Below are 15,459 nucleotides of genomic sequence, written 5' to 3'. Positions count from 1 at the left end.
TTTTATCGGCCTGTCGTCAATGCGGCAGGCGCGGCACGGCGGCCATGGCCATCGCTTCAAATTCGGCGGCCGGCATGGGGCGCGCGAAAATGTAGCCCTGGGCATAGTCGCAGCCGGCGTCAACCAGCAGCGCGCGCTGCACTGCCGTTTCCACGCCCTCTGCCACCACCTTCAAGCCCAGCTTGTGTGCCATGGCAATGATGGCTTCGCACAGCAGCAGGTCGCCGCCGTCATCCTCCAGCGTGGCAATGAAGGACTGGTCAATCTTGACGAAGTCGATGTCAAAGCGCCTCAGGTGCGACAGCGAGGCGTAGCCGGTGCCGAAATCGTCGAGCGCCACTTGCAGGCCCATGGCGCGGTACTGGCGCAAGCGCTCGATCACGTTTTCCACGCCTTCCAGCAGCACGCTCTCGGTAATTTCCATCACGATGCTGTTCGACGGCAAGGCCAGCTCCTGCAGGTGGGCAATCCAGCCTTCATACAGGCGTGCATCGCGCCGAAATTGCAGGGGCGACTTGTTGACGCTGACCTGGAACGCCGGGTCGACCAGGCGCTGCCAGCGCTGGGCCTGGCGCGCCGCTTCCTTGAAGACCCAGTCGCCAATTTCCACGATCAGGCCGTTTGATTCGGCAAAGGGAATGAATTCTGCCGGGCCCAGCAGGCCACGGGTGGGATGGCGCCAGCGCAGCAAGGCTTCGGCCTTGTGCACGGCACCCGTTTGCAGCGACACGATGGGCTGGTACAAGATCTCGAACTGCTGGGCCGAAATGGCCTGACGCAAGTCTGCGGCAATGGTCTGGCGGGCCTGGGCGGCTTCCTGCAGTTCCGGCGTGTAGTAACTGAAACGGTTGCTGCCGCCCGCCTTGGCCGCGTGCATGGCGCTGCCGGCGCGCTCCACCAGCTCATTGATGCCGCCTGCGTCCGGCGGGTACAGGGCAATGCCGATGCTCGCAGAGAGGAACGATTTTTCGCCATGGAGGTCAAACGGCAGTGCCAGCAGGGACACCATGGAGCGGGCGATGCGGTCTACATTGCCCACCAGGTCCAGGCCGGACAGGATCACGGTAAATTCGTCGCTGCCAATCCGCGCCAGGGTGTCGGTGGCGCGCACGCAACTGGCAAGGCGGCGCGCCGCCTCCACCAGCACCATGTCGCCCATCAGGTGCCCGTGGCGGTCATTGACGTGCCTGAAATGGTCGAGGTCAATCAGCAGCAAGGCCAGAAAGGCCGAGTTGCGGTCTGCCTTGCGCATGTCGTTGTGCAGCCGGTCCATGAACATGTGCCGGTTGGGCAGCTTGGTCAGGGCATCATAGTTGGCCTGCTGCCAGATCAATTCCTTCGACTGCTTGTGTTCGGTAATGTCGGACACCAGCGCCAGGGCGCCCACGTAGCGCCCGGTGCCGTCGAAAATGGGATTGGTGGCCATGGTGGTGTACACGGCCCGCCCGTCGCGGTGCTGGAACTTGAATTCGTGACGCTCGAACACGCCTTCCTGGCGGCGCGCGATATTACGCTCCAGGATGGCACGGCCCTCGCCATCCATAAAGCTCACCAGCGGCTTGCCCAGCATGTCTTCGATGCGGTAACCGAGCATGTCGGCCATGCGCGGATTGACAAAGCTGGTGCAGGAGGCGGCATCGATTTCCCAGATGCCTTCTTCGGCGCTGTGCACAATGCGGCGAAAGCGTTCCTCGCTGCGTTCCAGCGCTTCCAGCTTGCCTTCGGCACGCTCGACCACCACGCGGCAAGCCTGGCCGCTGCCGTCGGCACTGGCCAGCAGGGTGACATAAAAGGATTCGCCGCTGGCGCGCTGCATCTGGAGCCGGCACTGCTTTTGTTCCACGCAGTTGAAAGCATTGCTGATGAAGCGGTCGTAATCGGGCAGAAAGCTGGTGCGGATAAAGGAGCGAAAATGGTGGCGCAGCGAGTCGTCGCGCACGATGCCGAGCATGTCGGCGCCCACCAGGTTGGTCTGCAAGATGGCACTGTCGAAGGCAACCAGGAAGTAGCCGACCGGCGCCAGCAGATAGAGTTCGTTGTAATACGACTGTTCCTGCTCAAAGCGCAGCCGTTCGGCCGTCAGGGCGCTCTCTGCCTGCAGCGACATGCCGTTGCCGGTCCTGCGGCCCATGGTGACGGGGCCGGCGCCTGGTGCTGCATCCACATCGTGTTCCATCTCACCTCACACGTGATCGATCGGGAGCGTCTGGGTGAAGACTATCACGTGCGTACAGTCAATGTCGAGTACGCACCCTATCCGTGCTGATAGGGCAAGTGCGTCAGGCACCGAAACAACGGCGCCGGTTGGCTTTATGCGACGATGCGTCGTTGTATCCCTCAGTGCGCAGACCAGTCAGGTACGCCCGGGTCACGTGCTCTGGCAGGCGATGGGCATCCAGGAATATCGCCCATGGATGCGTCCGTCAGTTTCCGCCCAGCCTTGCCACGTTCAATATGCGAATGCGTCGTCTGCAAGATGTGGCATCGCTGGGCCGTGTTAGCATTACGTCTGCCTCGCTTCGGCAGTGCAGGAGTCAAAACGCGCCGCAGCACTCAAGAGGACACATATGTCACGCAGTCATATCCCTGCATTTCAACTGACCGCGTATTCACGCCTCTCGATGGCCGATACAATGCAACTGGCGCGCCTGCGACTCGGCGATGCAGGCGCAATGGTCGCCGATATTCAGCGTTTCTCCAACAAGCTGATCGTGTTTCAGCTGAATGTGCGCCTTGCGGACTGGGCCCCATTCCTGCAGACGCTGCTCACCAGTGAGCTCAACATCGACGAACCGGAGATTCGTACCGATCTGGCCGCATGGGCCGATGGCGATGGAGACGTGTTTGGCACCCTCGCGGTGGTGGTCAGCGGTGACGAGCACGAGCGTAAAGACCAGATCCCGGCTGTTCCAGGCTGACACTTTCCGCTGAATCGACACTGCTTATTCCCCACACTGCCTGGCCTTGCTGTGACAGCGGCCGCACTGGTTCTCGGCAGCATGGGGTGCGAACGGGATTGTTGCCTTCCTCGGTCAGCGGCGCAAGGGCAGCTTGTTGACGCGCCCGGTAAAGTTGTGGCCGGCCACCAGGGTGGTGCTGGCAACCAGGCTCGACAAGCCGACAATCAGTTGCACCAGTTTGTCGTCGGGCAGGATCCACACCTGGCCGGCCGGCATCGCGCTGCCTGTGGCGGCCATGATGAGGGGCGCCACCCATTGGGCGTCGGCCTCGACGTCCAGGATGACGGCATCGGCCGTGGTCTGCATGTAGATGTCGCCGCCGCCGGCGAGCGTAAAGCACACGCCCACGCCCGTTTCCTGCGGACCGATGTGCTCCATCAGGCTGCGGTTATGTTCATCAATCCAGATCTCGACATCCTGGACGGTGAGTAGCGCCGTCCATGGGCGGGGGCGAAAGCGTGGCGCCGGGGCGGCCACTTTGGGTGCTTCGGTATTCATTGATTCCTGAAAAATAGTGCGGATACGCGCAGTATGTTACGGCATATTCGCGGCATCGACACGAGGGAGGGAACCAATGGCCACACGCCAGGTCGAACAGACAGGAGGTGACAGCATGCGCACCAGCACACCGCCTGGGGCCCAGCGGCCGCAGGCATTCGCATACGTTTCTGATTTTGAACAATTCATGGAGGACTTCCTGGCCCGCCATCCCGAGGTGGAGGAAGACCAGCGCCGCGGCTGGTACATCTGGTGGGACCGCCCTACCGACCGCAACGGCCTTGCGCACCTGCGCGAAAGCGAAGTTCCCTTCAAACCCTACGCTTAGCGTCCTGCAAACAGCGCCGGGTCAGCCTTTCCAGCTGCGCTGCAGGCCCGTATCGGCATGAATCCAGCCGCCGCGCGGTCCCTGGCGGTAGTAGTAGCCCACCCCGCCCTGGCGGAAGCTGCGCACCAGGCCGCCCAAAACTTCGGCGTTCAGGTTCGCGATGCGGATGTCGGCCGCCTTGCCCTTGAGGTGCAGCGACTGGCGCGCGGCCGGTACGCCCTGCTCGATCAGGTTCTTGTTGCTCTTTTCCGTACGGTAGCCAGACAGGATTTCCAGCGGCTCCACGATGCCGTAGCGGGCAATGAACGCCTGGGTACCCCATAGCGTCTCGAACAGCTTGGGGTCAATCGGCGCCGTTTCCTTGCCATTGACATCGCGTAGCAGATGGCACAGTTCCTGATAGGCCGAGTCGATGATCTCGCCATCTTTCCAGTACAGGACCGAAGCCCGCTCGCCGCTCTGGGGGCGGGTGACGGTCAGGGTGCGCGGCTTGATCCAGAATTCCAGGTCCAGGACCTGGGCGTCGAACAGGTCAGGTGGTGGCTCCATGGCCACGCCGGGCGCGCCCGGTTGGGCAGCCGCGGCCGTCTGGACGCTGCCGAGACCGATCATGGGCACGGCGATCACGCCAGCCGTGGACAAACTTTTTTGGAGAAATTTTCTGCGCGTAAGCATAGGGACAATTGCGGTGATCAGTGGCCGCTACTATAACGCAAGGCCCGGCTATTGCGCACTACAGTTACAGAATCGCCGTGGCTTGTTACCGTCGTCGGCAGGATCGGCGTTGAGTTTTTTCCACAGGAAGTCGCATTCCACCCCGTAGCACGACTTTTCCTTGCCTGCGGATATGTAGCCATTGCGCAGATAAAAATCGCGGGCCGTGGCCGTGCTGTGCAGGCGCAGGACACTGATGCCCCAGGACCGTGCCTGGCGCTCGACCGCCTGCAGCATGGCCTTGCCAACACCCTGGTGCAGTGCTTCGGGGAGCAGGTAGCAAAGCGATAATTTGCCGGCCTGGGTCAGCAGCGACACGCCCACCACTTCACCCTCGCGCACGGCAACCAGCGTGTAATTGCTGGGAGAGGCAATCCAGCTGGCGACATTGTCGGCGGTCTTGTTGCCGAGCCAGCCGTCGAGAATGCCGGCCTGGCCGCAGTGATCGGCCACGCAGCACTCCGTGATGGAGCGGCGCAAGACCAGACAGGCGGCCCCTGCATCTTGTGCCAGGGCTGGACGGATCTCGATAAGCTTCTGCGAATCATTCATCATCATAACGGCAAGTAAAACGTGTTGCTGCTAAAAAAATTCCAGCCGCGACTATAAAATAAAGCCCGGCGCCAGGCGTTGTATTGCGCCATCACCAGTCACTCCTGCCTGCCGCTTGCACCAAGAATAGTTCCATGGAGACCAGCATGCTTCCTCCATTGTAAGCCATGCATACATTCACCGTGAATCGCGTCGCAAAGGCGTGCTTCCACGGGCGAAATCGGGACTAAAATCTTGTAAAAGCGAAAATTAGTGCTCATCTGCACGCCTTTATCCAGTATTTTTTGCGCTTCTGCCGAGTTTGCTCTCGTGCGCCATAGACACATTTCTCTGATAGTGCTATCTTCAACCCTTAAGTAGTTGCTTTAGAGCCATACCACGCTCATGCCTACAGGGTCGCGCTGTTCCGCGGCACTCGCATTGAACGCTTTGCAACAAGGGATCCCCAAAATGAAGAGACTGCTCGCTGCCGTAGTGATGTCCATCACCGCCAGTGCCGCGTTGGCATTGCCGTTTGGCTCGCACTCGGTGCTGGTGATCGAAGACAGCACCGGCAAGGTGCTGCTCGAGAAGAATGCAGACCAGGTCGTATCCATTGCCTCGCTCACCAAGCTGATGACGGCAATGGTGGTGATCGATGCCGGCCAGGATATGAATGAATTGATTGCCATCGACCGCAGCGATGTGGACGTGGTCAAGCACAGTTCCTCGCGGGTGCCGGTCGGTGCCCGCATCAGCCGTGCCGATGTGCTGCGCCTGGCCCTGATGTCGTCCGATAACCGCGCGGCCGCCTCGCTGGCCCGCACTTTCCAGGGCGGCCCGGAAGGCTTCAAGGCTGCTGTGCGCGCCAAGATTGCGGCGCTGAACATGCTCAGCACGGTGATTGAGGAACCCACCGGCCTGTCGCCGAACAACAAGTCCACGGCCCAGGACCTGGTGAAGATGGCCGCTGCCGCGTCGACGTATCCTGAAATTGCCCAGATGACGACGGAAACGAGCGACCTGATCAACATCAGCGGGCGCAATGTGGAATACCGCAATACCAACCGCCTGGTGGGGGCAAACGGTTGGGAAATTGGCCTGTCCAAGACCGGTTATACGGACGAAGCAGGCAAGTGCCTGATCATGCGCATCAAGTCGGCCGGCAAGAATGCCACGCTGGTTCTGCTCAATGCCAGGGCCAGCTCGACCCGGATCATGGACGCGCTCAGCATCCGCCGCTTCATTTCCGGCGAGCCGGTCAAGGTGGCCAAGGTCCGTTCGCGGCATCGCCCGCGTCATTCCCTGAACGGGCCAAACGCGCCCATCATCAAGACTGGCCTGCGCACGCGCGAAAAGGCCAAAACCAGCAAGCAGCGCCGCCGCAGCGCCTGAGCTCTCCGGCGCCATGGGCACCGGCCCGTGGCGCCCTCCCCTTAGCTACCCTGGCTGTCGCCGATCATGTCCTGCAGGCCGCTGGCCCGCCGCGTGCGGCGCGCAATCGCCTCTGCCAGGATCGCACTGCCAGGGGAAACCAGGGTAAAGCGCTCACTGGCGCGGGTGATGCCGGTATAAATGAGCTCGCGGGCGATCATGGCGCCCCGCTCCCTGGGCAGCACCAGCACCGTGTGCCGGAATTCCGATCCCTGTGACTTGTGCACCGTCATGGCGTACGCCGTCTCCACATGGCGCAGGCGGGTGGCAAGCACGCTGCGCACGTCATCGCCTTCCAGGAAGTAGACCCGCAAAACACCTGGCCGCGCCGGATCGGGCAGCGTCAGGCCAATGTCGCCGTTAAATACGCGGGTGCCGTAGTCATTACGGGTAATCATGACGGGCCGCCCCACATACCATTCACTGCGCCGGCGCAGCAGTCCCATGCTGCCCAGCCGCTGCTCGATCACCTCGTTCAGGCCCGTCACGCCCCACTCGCCCTCGCGCACCGCGCACAGCACGCGGAACGCCTCGAACCTGTGCAGCACCGCGCCCACCCAGGCGTCGTGAGGCAGTGCCCCGGGGCCGGCTGCCACCAGCTCCAGGCAGGGGGCGTAACCCTCGGCTGCCAGCTGCACCACATGGTGCGGATGGGCGTGCTCGATCCAGCGCACCGCCTCGCCGCCGCCGCGCAGGATCTCGTGGGCACGCGCGCTGTCGCCAGCGTTGACCGCCAGCGCCAGCTGGCCGATGGGCCCACCGAAGCGCCGGCTCTGGCGCAGCATGACGGTTTGCTGGGCCAGCGCGCCGCCGTCGCCGTGCCAGTGCGGGGCAATCGCTTCGCCGCTGGCAGCCAGTGCATAGGCCACGGTGGCCGCGTCGTAGCGGCCGCTCTGGGCATCGCGGCACAGGTCTCCGAGCACGGCGCCCGCTTCCACCGAGGCCAGCTGATCCTTGTCACCGAGCAGGATCAGCGTGGCGTGCGGCGGCAGGGCGTCGAGCAGCGCGGCCATCATTTCCAGGTGCACCATCGACGCTTCGTCGACAATGAGCACGTCGACATCGAGCGGATTGCCGCGATGATGGGCAAAGGAGCGGGTGTCGGGACGGGCCCCGAGCAGGCTGTGAAGCGTGCGCGCCGCCCCCATGCGCGCGGTCAGTTCGCGCAGGGGCAGTGCCTCGCCCACCTTGTCGGCCAGGTCGTTCAAGGCCTTGTCGATCGACTGTTTCAGGCGCGCTGCCGCCTTGCCGGTGGGGGCAGCCAGCGCCACCCGCTGGTGCGCCGCATCCGGGGCCACGGCAAACAGCAGCGCCAGCAGCCGCGCCACGGTATAGGTTTTGCCCGTTCCCGGGCCGCCAGTGATGATGGCCAGCGCGCCGCGCAGGGCAATGGCACAGGCGAATTTCTGCCAGTCGGGCGGCTCGCTCTTGCGCTCGGACGCGAACAGGATGTCGAGCCAGGCGCGCGCCTTTGGCGCATCGACCGGGCGCACCGCGCGTGCGCGGCTGCGCACCGCCTGCGCCACCAGCGTCTCGTCGCGCCAGTAGCGGCGCAGGTACAGACGTTCGCCATCGAGCACCAGCGGCTCGTCGAAGTCAAAGTCGCCCACCTGCCACACCTGGTCGCAGGCGCCCAATTGGGCAATCCAGCCTTTCAGATGCTTCGGCAAGGTACCTGCCGCCTGCGCCAGCTGCGACCATTGCTCGTCGCTCCAGCCCATGAGGGTGGCGGGATCGCTGGCCAGTTCGTCGAGCATCAGGCAGCTATGCCCGCGCCCCTCCAGTTCAGACAGCAGCACGCACGCCACCATCAGGGGCGGCGTGGCTGCGCCCAGCGTGGACACGAAGCGCGCAAAGGTGCCCGACAGGCGCCGTAAGTGACCATCTTCCGTCATCGCCGCCACCTGCGTCCACAGCGCCTCACTCACGGTTTCCGGCTTCATGCGCCCTCCCCGCCCAGCAATGCATCGAGGCCGTCGAGCAGGACCAGGTCCGGCTCCAGCAGGTAGCAGCCGCGTGTGTGCACATTGGCGATCCCGCGCAGGAACATGAAGATGGCGCCACCGAGCTGCCGGCCAGGATCGTAGGCACTGCCCAGGCGGCTGCGCAGCAGGCGGTGCAGGGCCAGCTGGTAGATGGCGCCCTGGATGTCGTAGCGGTGCGCGGCCATCCCGGCGGCCATGGCCCCGGTGCCATAGGCGGCATCATTGGCGCCCAGTGCGTTCGATTTGTAGTCCAGCACCCAGAACCGCCCGTCATGCTCGAACACCAGGTCGGCGAAGCCCTTGAGCATGCCGTGCAGTTCCCGTTCGGGCAGCGCGCCACGGGGCGCGCCACCCAACAGACGCGCGCTGCACAATGCGTCGAGCGCGCCCACATCCAGGCGTTCGCTGGGAAACCAGAATTCCATCTCCGGCAGCACGGCGCCGATCCCGGACAGGGGCGCGGCCAGGTGCGGCAGGCGCGTGAGGGCCACCGTGCGCAGCCAGGCGATGGCGTCGTCCTTGCGATGGCCCCAGCCGGCGCGCTCGCAGCGCAAGCCGAGCTTTTCGTCGAATTTGGGGTCATCGGCAATGGCAAAGCCTTCCTGCCCCATCCACTCGAGCTGTTCGTGCAGGAAGTTGCCGGGCACGGAACCGCGCGGAAAGCGGTGCCACGGCGCCTCGTCGGCCAGGCGCGGCGTCGGCAGCGGCGGCGCCAGATCTTCGTCGAGCAGGGTTTCTTCCTGTGCGTGCATGGGCGCGGCGCTGGTCTGGCGCGTGAGCGAGGTAAAGGAGCCGACCGTCCAGTTGCGCTCGAAGCGTGCGCTAAAGCGTGCGGCGGCGCCCAGCGGCAGCTGTTGCTCATTGCGGGCCAGCTGCGTGACCGCTTGCGGGTGCTGCAGCATGTGCAGGCCGATAGCGTCCTTTCCGGCGCGCAGCCGTTCCCAGTGCCCGCCCAGGTCGGCGGCGGCGGCCTGCGTCTCGCCCACCAGCAGATAGCCAAGGGCCGATTCGTGCAGGCGGCCGTCCAGCGCCGCCACACCCAGCCACACGAAGTGGCGCGCGCGCGTGAGCGCCACGTACAGCAGGCGCAGGTCTTCCTCGAGCCGGGCGCGCTCCACGGCGTCCCTGGCCTTGTCGGACAGGGACAGGTCGAGGCAGCGTTTGCCGTCCGCGCCCACATACTCGAAAAAGCTGCGGTTGCGGCGCTCGGTCTTGCGCGCGGTGACGGCGAATGGCAGGTACACCAGCGGGTACTCAAGGCCCTTGGACTTGTGGACCGTGACCACCTTGACCAGTTCTGCATCGCTCTCCAGGCGCAGCACGCGCTCTTCGCCGCCCTCCCCGTCGCCGCTGATCTGCTCGGCGAACCAGCGGATCAGGGCCTGTTCCCCGTCCAGCTGGCCGCTGGCCGACTGCAAGATGTCGGCCAGATGCAGCAGGTTGGTCAGGCGCCGCTCGCCGCCGGCCTGGTGCAGCAGCGATGCGGGCAGACCCAGCTCGTGGATCATCCGGCGCAGCATGGCCAGCACGCCCTGGCGCTGCCACACCACGTGCAGGGCCTTGAGCTGCTCCACGCGCTCTTCCCACGCCAGTTCGTCGGACGACAAACGCGCCAGTTCGGCCAGCGGCAGCGCCGCGGTGCGGGTGGCAAAGGCAGCGCGCGCCAGTGCCCCATCGAGCGGATTGGCCACCGCCTGCAGCCAGCGCAGCACGTCGGCCGCTTCCACGCTGTCGACCACGGAATCCTTGTCGGACAGGTAGACGCTGGGTACCTGGCGCTGGTCCAGGGCGCGCCGGATGGCCAGCGCCTCCTTGCGGTCGCGCACCAGGATGGCGATGTCGGCCGGTACCAGGCGCCGCAAGGCCTGGTCATGGCGAAAGCCCACGGCAGGGTCGTTGAGCAGGCCCACGATGTGTTCGGCGCAGTGGTGGGCGAAAAAGTTGCGGTAGTCGTCGGCTTTGAGGTCATCGCGCCCGGTGCAGCACACGGCCATGGCCTGGTAGGCGCCATCGACGCCGACCAGCTGCTCCGGCCTGCCCTTGGCGGCCACCGGCTCGAAAGGCAGCGGGTTGTCATCGCCCTGGCGAAAGCGGAAGGCGCCGCTGGCAAAGCCGGGCCGCGCGCCGTCGCCCTCGGCGTTGAGGAACAGGTGGTTCACCGCGTCCACCAGGGCGGCCGTGGCGCGGTAGTTGGTGCCCAGCTGGTAGTGGCGCCCGGCCGTGGCGCGGCGCGCGTCGAGGTAGCTGTGGATGTCGGCGCCGCGAAAGCCGTAAATCGACTGCTTGGGATCGCCGATCAGGAACAGGCCGAGGGCGCGGTCGTTGTCGGCCACCCGGTACAGCAGGTCGAAGATGCGGTACTGGTCGGGCGAGGTGTCCTGGAATTCATCGACCATGGCGACCGGATACTGGTCGGTGATGCGCTGGCGCAGGGCCTCGCCGTTGGGTCCTTCCAGCGCCGCCTTGAGCCGCTGCAGCATGTCGGCAAAGCCGAACAGGCGCCCGCGCGCCTTGAGCTGCGCCATGCGGCGCGCGATGCTGCAGGCGGCATGCCGGTGCAGGGCATGTTCCACCGGGTCGACCGTTTCCAGGGCCAGCCGCAGCGCGGCCGTGACATCGAAGCAGTCGGGCAGTGCGAGTTCGAGGCCCTTCCGGGTCGCCTTGCGGATGCCTTCCGGCGTCAGCCGTCCCCAGGCGCTGTCGCTCAGTTCGGGCATGTGCATGGTCTCGTCAAGCGCCCAGGTGCGCAGCGCCGCCAGCCATTCGCTCACCGACTTGGGCGCCATCCACGCCTTGTGGAAGCAGTCGGGATTGGCCTCGCGCTGCTGCGCGATCCACGCCTCCATGGCATCGGCGCGCGCGTGCCAGCCCTGCTTGAGGGGGGCCAGGATCGCCTTCTGTTCAGCCGCCACGCGGTCCATGAGCGCGGCGAGCGATTCGTCCGGCACCTGGCCAAAGGTGGCCGCGCGCGGCACCAGATCACGCACCTTGCGCTTGAGCGTGACCACGTCGGGCCAGCATGCGAGCAGCGTGCGCAGCGCCGCGGCGTCGAGCGGGTAGACATTCTGGCGCCAGTAGTCGTGCGCCGCGTCTTCGAGCAGCGCGCGCTCGTCGCTGATCAGCTCTTCGTCAAACAGGCTGCCGCTGTCGAAGGCGTGCTCGCGCAGCATGCGCTGGCACCAGGCATCGATGGTGAATATCGCCGCTTCGTCCATGGTGTCGGCCGCGCCCTGCAGGCGATGCGCGGCCATGCGCCGGTCGGCGTCGCTGTGGCAGGCGCTGGAAAGCTCGGACAGCAGCGGATCGTCGTGCGCCAGTTCGCCGCGAAAGTAGGCTGCCGCCTCGATCAGGCGCTCGCGCACCCGGTTCGACAGCTCGCGCGTGGCGGCCCGGGTGAAGGTCATGACCAGGATTTCGGATGGCATCAACGGCCGGCCAAAGGCGGCATCCCCGCCATGGCCCAGCACCAGGCGCAGGTAGAGCGCGGCGATGGTCCAGGTCTTGCCGGTACCGGCGCTCGCTTCGATCAGGCGCGAGCCGTGCAGGGGAAAGCGCAGGGCATCAAGCAGTTCGCTCATGGTCCCGCCTTCTCGTGCGGCTCGGCCTGCACGGCATCGCGCATCCACGCGGCCAGCGGGCCATACAAGGCTTCACCGTTGGCCAGCCAGTCGCCGCTGCCAACCAGGGTGGCGAAGTCCGGCCACAGGCGCGACAGCGCCCACTCGCGCCCTTCCGGCATGGCTTCGCCGGTGGGGTCGAAACCGCCGTCGTAGGTGGTGCGGGCGTCTCCTCCCTGCAGGCGCGCCAGTGCACTCTTGCAGGCCACCACCAGCGGTGCATCGAGGTTGCTGCGCCACAGCCGGACGATGGCGGCCAGCTGATCACGCGACTGGGCGGGGTGGAGCGGGGCCATGGTCAGGACCGCATCGCGGGCCACCAGGTAACCGGTCAGGGGCTGGCCGATGGCCGCGCTGGCCAGCTGGCGCAGCCAGCACGCAATCAGCTTGTCGCCGCGCGGCCTTGCCTTCTTGTCCAGCGCCTTCGATGACATCTGCATCAGCCAGGCCGTGCCGGCCTGGCCCACGCGCAGCTTGTCGATCCAGTCTTCCAGCATGAACTGGCCCAGTTCCAGCGAGACCGCCAACTTGGGCGCCGGCTGTGCGTAGCGGGTGCACAATGCCAGCCAGGCAGTGCGCGGCGCCACCAGGCCATCGACCAGCTGGCGCTGCCAGTGCTGGCCCATCAGCCCAATGGGCAGCACGCCTTCGCGCACCAGGCGTTCGGCGCGCAGGGCCAGCGTGGCGCGCACCTGGTCCAGCGGTTCCGGCTCGCCCTGGTCATCAAGCAGGCGGTCTTCGATGGTGTAGCGCTGCAGGCCGCTCAGGCCAAACGGCTCTTCGTCCTCGCCCACCACGCCGGCATCGGCAACTGTCACGCCCAGGCGGCGCCGGAAAAAATAGGTGGCGGGCTGGCGCAGGAAGCGGCGCAGCTCATCGAGCTTGAGGCGCACGTCGGCCTCCGGCTCGAACGGCGGCAGAGCCGTGTCGCTGGCCTGGCGCTCGCCGTGCGCGGCGCGCCATTCGCCGGCGTAGGTCAGCATGCCGCCCTCTTCGAAATAGCGGCGGCTGAACGGCTGCAGCGCATGTTCGGTGGTGATGGCGCGCAGGTCCAGGTCCCAGCCGGCCGCCAGGTAGTCGCGCAGCTGCGACACCAGCACCGACGGTGGCTGCTCGCTGTTGTCGCGCACGCTGCGCCCCACCCAGCTTACGTACAGGCGCTCGCGCGCGGCCAGCACCGCTTCGAGCATCAGGTAGCGGTCATCGTCGCGCCGCGAGCGGTCGCCGGGGCGCGCCATGCCGGGCAGCGCCAGCAGGTCGAAATCGGCCTGGCGCGCGCGGCGCGGAAAGTCGCCGTCGTTCATGCCAAGCAGGCACACCACGCGAAATGGCACGGCGCGCATCGGCATCAGGGTGCAGAAAGTCACGCCGCCGGAGACAAACTGGTGGTTCAGGGTTGGCTCGTCGAGCGCGCCCAGCCACGCTTCGCGCAGGACCGCCAGCCGGACTGCTTCATCAAAGCCGGCGTCGCCGCAGGTTTCCAGCCAGCCCTGCAGGGCGTCATCGAGCTGGCCCAGCGTCAGGCGGTCGGCTTCCTCGAACGGGTCGAAAAACGCGGCCAGCAGGTCGCGCGCATGCTGGCCCCACTGCACCGGGGTGTGAAGGCCGGCCAGGCGCGCGCGCCAGGCCAGCAGTGTTTCGATCAGCTGCGCCAGCGATCCCGCCAGGGCGGCATCGAGGCCACCGACTTCGGCGTAGGGCTCGATGTGCTGGAAGCTGGACCCGGCGCCGGTGGCGTAGCCGAGCAGCATGCGGCGCACGCCAAAGATCCAGGCATTCTGCTCGCCCGCGGAGCCCAGTCCGAGGCCATCGCGATGCTGCTGGTCCAGGCCCCAGCGCACGCTGGCGCCCTCGATCCAGTGGCCGAGCGTGGCCAGGTCCTCGTCACCGAGCCCGAAGCGGCGCGCCAGGGCCGGCACGTCGAGCAGGTCGCGGATTTCGCTCTGGCGGCAGCGCTGTTCGGGCAGCCGCAGCAGCCACTCCAGCGCCACCAGCAGGGGATTGACGCTGCGGTCCTTGACGTCGCCGATCTCGAACGGGATGAAGCGCGGGTCGCTGCGCTTGTGCTGGTCGAATACCGCATGGATGGCGGCCGAAAAGGTATCAATGTCGGGCACCATGACCACCACGTCGCGCGGGCGCAGCGAGGGGTCGGCCGCAAACCATGACAGCAGCTGGTCGTGCAGCACTTCCACTTCGCGCTGCACGCTGTGGGTGAGGTGGAACTGGATCGAGCGGTCGCCGCCGGCGGGCGCATGGCGCGGGTGCTCGCGCAGCGGCAGCATGTCGCGCACGGCCGCCTGCACCTGTTCCAGCAAAGAATCCCCCTCCCCTTCGCTGAACAGGTCAATGCGCATCTGGCCGGCCCGCTCGCCGGAAGCAGTGTCGAATTCGTCGAGCATGCGGATGAAGTCGCGCCCCTGGCGTCCCCAGCTGGCCAGCAGCGGGTGGCTGTGCGCGTGCAGGTCTTCCAGCGCCACGGTAGACAGGTCGATGCCGGAGCGCTGCCGGTGGCGCTTGTGGGCGGCGCGCAGCAGTTCGCGCCCTTCAATGATGTCACCCCAGTAAAACTGGCAGGGATTGGGCACGGCCAGCAGTACCTGGGTGTGGTGCGCAAGGGCCGCGACAGCCTGCAGGGTCTGGTATGGCAGGGTGGACATGCCAAACAGCACCACGCGGCGCGGCAGGCGGGCGGCCGGCGTGCGCGTTGCGCTCTCATCGACGAACTGCTGGTGGATGGTGGCGCGGCCGGAATCGCGTTCGTGCGGCGGCAGGCTGGCGTTGACCGCGCGCCACAGGGCGCCCTGCCAGCGCTGGTCGGGCGCCAGTGGCAGCGCTTCGGCGCGCGCAGTGCGCAGCACGTCGCGTCCGGCCGCCCAGTCTTGCAGCCAGTCGGCGCGGTACACCTGGTACTGGTCGAACAGGTCGGCCAGGCGTTCGGCCAGCTGCAGGCGGCGCTCCGGGTCGCCGTCGCGCAGGAAGTGGCGCAGTGGCGCAAATACGGGCTGGCCAAGCAGCGTGGGCAGCAGGCGCATGAGGCGCCAGGTGAGCGGACCCTTGTCGTACGGCGCCCGGCTCGGCACCCGTTCGCGGCCCAGCATGCCGCGGTAGGCTTCCCATAAAAAGCGGGCCGGCAAGGCCACCCGGGTGGCGGCGCACACCCCCAGTTCCTGGGCCAGCGCGATCTTGAGCCACTCGGCCACGCCGTTGGACTGCACCAGGATGGTCTCGGTTTCAAGGGGGCCGAGCGGATTGTTGCGCAGCCAGCCAAACACGGCCGCACGCAACTGCTCCATCTGGTTCCCGTGGAGGATGAGCAAGCCTGGTGCGACGGGTGGCGACATGAAACTCCGGAAAAGCGCGGGCAAGGGATTGGCAACCGCACAGCATAC

General features: G+C 66.1%; 10 protein-coding genes. 3 read left to right on the top strand and 7 right to left on the bottom strand.

Features of this window, described 5'->3' with window-relative positions:
- Positions 1-16: 16 nt before the first annotated feature.
- Positions 17-2,164 (bottom strand): bifunctional diguanylate cyclase/phosphodiesterase, encoded by a 2,148-nt coding sequence (locus tag KY495_RS19225; RefSeq protein ID WP_229518376.1) that lies wholly within the window; start codon positions 2,162-2,164, stop codon positions 17-19.
- A 403-nt stretch (positions 2,165-2,567) separates the two neighbouring features.
- On the opposite strand from KY495_RS19225, the gene KY495_RS19220 reads away from it, so the two are divergent.
- Complete coding sequence (locus KY495_RS19220) at positions 2,568-2,918, top strand: hypothetical protein (RefSeq protein ID WP_219880937.1); 351 nt, start codon at positions 2,568-2,570, stop codon at positions 2,916-2,918.
- A gap of 114 nt (positions 2,919-3,032) precedes the next feature.
- Here the strand turns inward: KY495_RS19220 and KY495_RS19215 are convergent, their stop codons facing one another.
- Positions 3,033-3,458: a hypothetical protein gene (locus KY495_RS19215; protein ID WP_219880936.1), complete on the bottom strand. Its 426-nt coding sequence runs from the start codon at positions 3,456-3,458 to the stop codon at positions 3,033-3,035.
- Between the two features lie 76 nt (positions 3,459-3,534).
- Here KY495_RS19215 and KY495_RS19210 point away from each other — a divergent pair, with 76 nt between their 5' ends.
- Positions 3,535-3,786, top strand: a complete 252-nt coding sequence (locus KY495_RS19210; protein ID WP_229518375.1) for a DUF3460 family protein — start codon at positions 3,535-3,537, stop codon at positions 3,784-3,786.
- Positions 3,787-3,807: 21 nt separating this feature from the next.
- Here the strand turns inward: KY495_RS19210 and KY495_RS19205 are convergent, their stop codons facing one another.
- Complete coding sequence (locus KY495_RS19205; RefSeq protein WP_229518642.1) at positions 3,808-4,335, bottom strand: DUF882 domain-containing protein; 528 nt, start codon at positions 4,333-4,335, stop codon at positions 3,808-3,810.
- 174 nt (positions 4,336-4,509) lie between these two features.
- A complete protein-coding gene (locus KY495_RS19200) occupies positions 4,510-5,052 on the bottom strand; it encodes a GNAT family N-acetyltransferase (protein ID WP_219880934.1) in 543 nt (180 codons plus the stop codon).
- A 450-nt stretch (positions 5,053-5,502) separates the two neighbouring features.
- On the opposite strand from KY495_RS19200, the gene KY495_RS19195 reads away from it, so the two are divergent.
- Positions 5,503-6,426, top strand: a complete 924-nt coding sequence (locus KY495_RS19195) for a serine hydrolase (protein WP_219880933.1) — start codon at positions 5,503-5,505, stop codon at positions 6,424-6,426.
- A 41-nt stretch (positions 6,427-6,467) separates the two neighbouring features.
- Here KY495_RS19195 and recD read toward each other — a convergent pair whose 3' ends face one another.
- Genes recD through recC form a run of 3 tightly spaced genes read right to left on the bottom strand, consistent with a single transcriptional unit; the run spans position 6,468 to position 15,411 of the window.
- The gene (recD, locus tag KY495_RS19190; RefSeq protein ID WP_219880932.1) at positions 6,468-8,408 is read right to left on the bottom strand and encodes an exodeoxyribonuclease V subunit alpha; all 1,941 of its coding nucleotides are present in this window, start codon (positions 8,406-8,408) and stop codon (positions 6,468-6,470) included.
- Positions 8,405-12,028 (bottom strand): exodeoxyribonuclease V subunit beta, encoded by a 3,624-nt coding sequence (gene recB, locus KY495_RS19185; protein ID WP_219880931.1) that lies wholly within the window; start codon positions 12,026-12,028, stop codon positions 8,405-8,407. The genes recD and recB overlap by 4 nt, the downstream gene beginning before the upstream one ends.
- Complete coding sequence (recC, locus tag KY495_RS19180; protein WP_219880930.1) at positions 12,025-15,411, bottom strand: exodeoxyribonuclease V subunit gamma; 3,387 nt, start codon at positions 15,409-15,411, stop codon at positions 12,025-12,027. The genes recB and recC overlap by 4 nt, the downstream gene beginning before the upstream one ends.
- Positions 15,412-15,459: the final 48 nt, after the last annotated feature.

The sequence above is a fragment of the Massilia sp. PAMC28688 genome (genome assembly GCF_019443445.1).
Taxonomy (GTDB): domain Bacteria; phylum Pseudomonadota; class Gammaproteobacteria; order Burkholderiales; family Burkholderiaceae_D; genus Telluria_A.
The sequence above is the reverse complement of the archived record's forward strand: the minus strand, read 5'-3'. Positions and strand labels throughout refer to the sequence as shown.

Bases quoted from the DNA above. Each gene is read 5' to 3' on its own strand.
- KY495_RS19220 (WP_219880937.1), top strand. From the start codon at position 2,568: ATGTCACGCAGTCATATCCCTGCATTTCAACTGACCGCGTATTCACGC.
- KY495_RS19215 (WP_219880936.1), bottom strand. From the start codon at position 3,458: ATGAATACCGAAGCACCCAAAGTGGCCGCCCCGGCGCCACGCTTTCGC.
- KY495_RS19210 (WP_229518375.1), top strand. From the start codon at position 3,535: ATGGCCACACGCCAGGTCGAACAGACAGGAGGTGACAGCATGCGCACC.
- KY495_RS19205 (WP_229518642.1), bottom strand. From the start codon at position 4,335: ATGGAGCCACCACCTGACCTGTTCGACGCCCAGGTCCTGGACCTGGAA.
- KY495_RS19200 (WP_219880934.1), bottom strand. From the start codon at position 5,052: ATGAATGATTCGCAGAAGCTTATCGAGATCCGTCCAGCCCTGGCACAA.
- KY495_RS19195 (WP_219880933.1), top strand. From the start codon at position 5,503: ATGAAGAGACTGCTCGCTGCCGTAGTGATGTCCATCACCGCCAGTGCC.
- recD (WP_219880932.1), bottom strand. From the start codon at position 8,408: ATGAAGCCGGAAACCGTGAGTGAGGCGCTGTGGACGCAGGTGGCGGCG.
- recB (WP_219880931.1), bottom strand. From the start codon at position 12,028: ATGAGCGAACTGCTTGATGCCCTGCGCTTTCCCCTGCACGGCTCGCGC.
- recC (WP_219880930.1), bottom strand. From the start codon at position 15,411: ATGTCGCCACCCGTCGCACCAGGCTTGCTCATCCTCCACGGGAACCAG.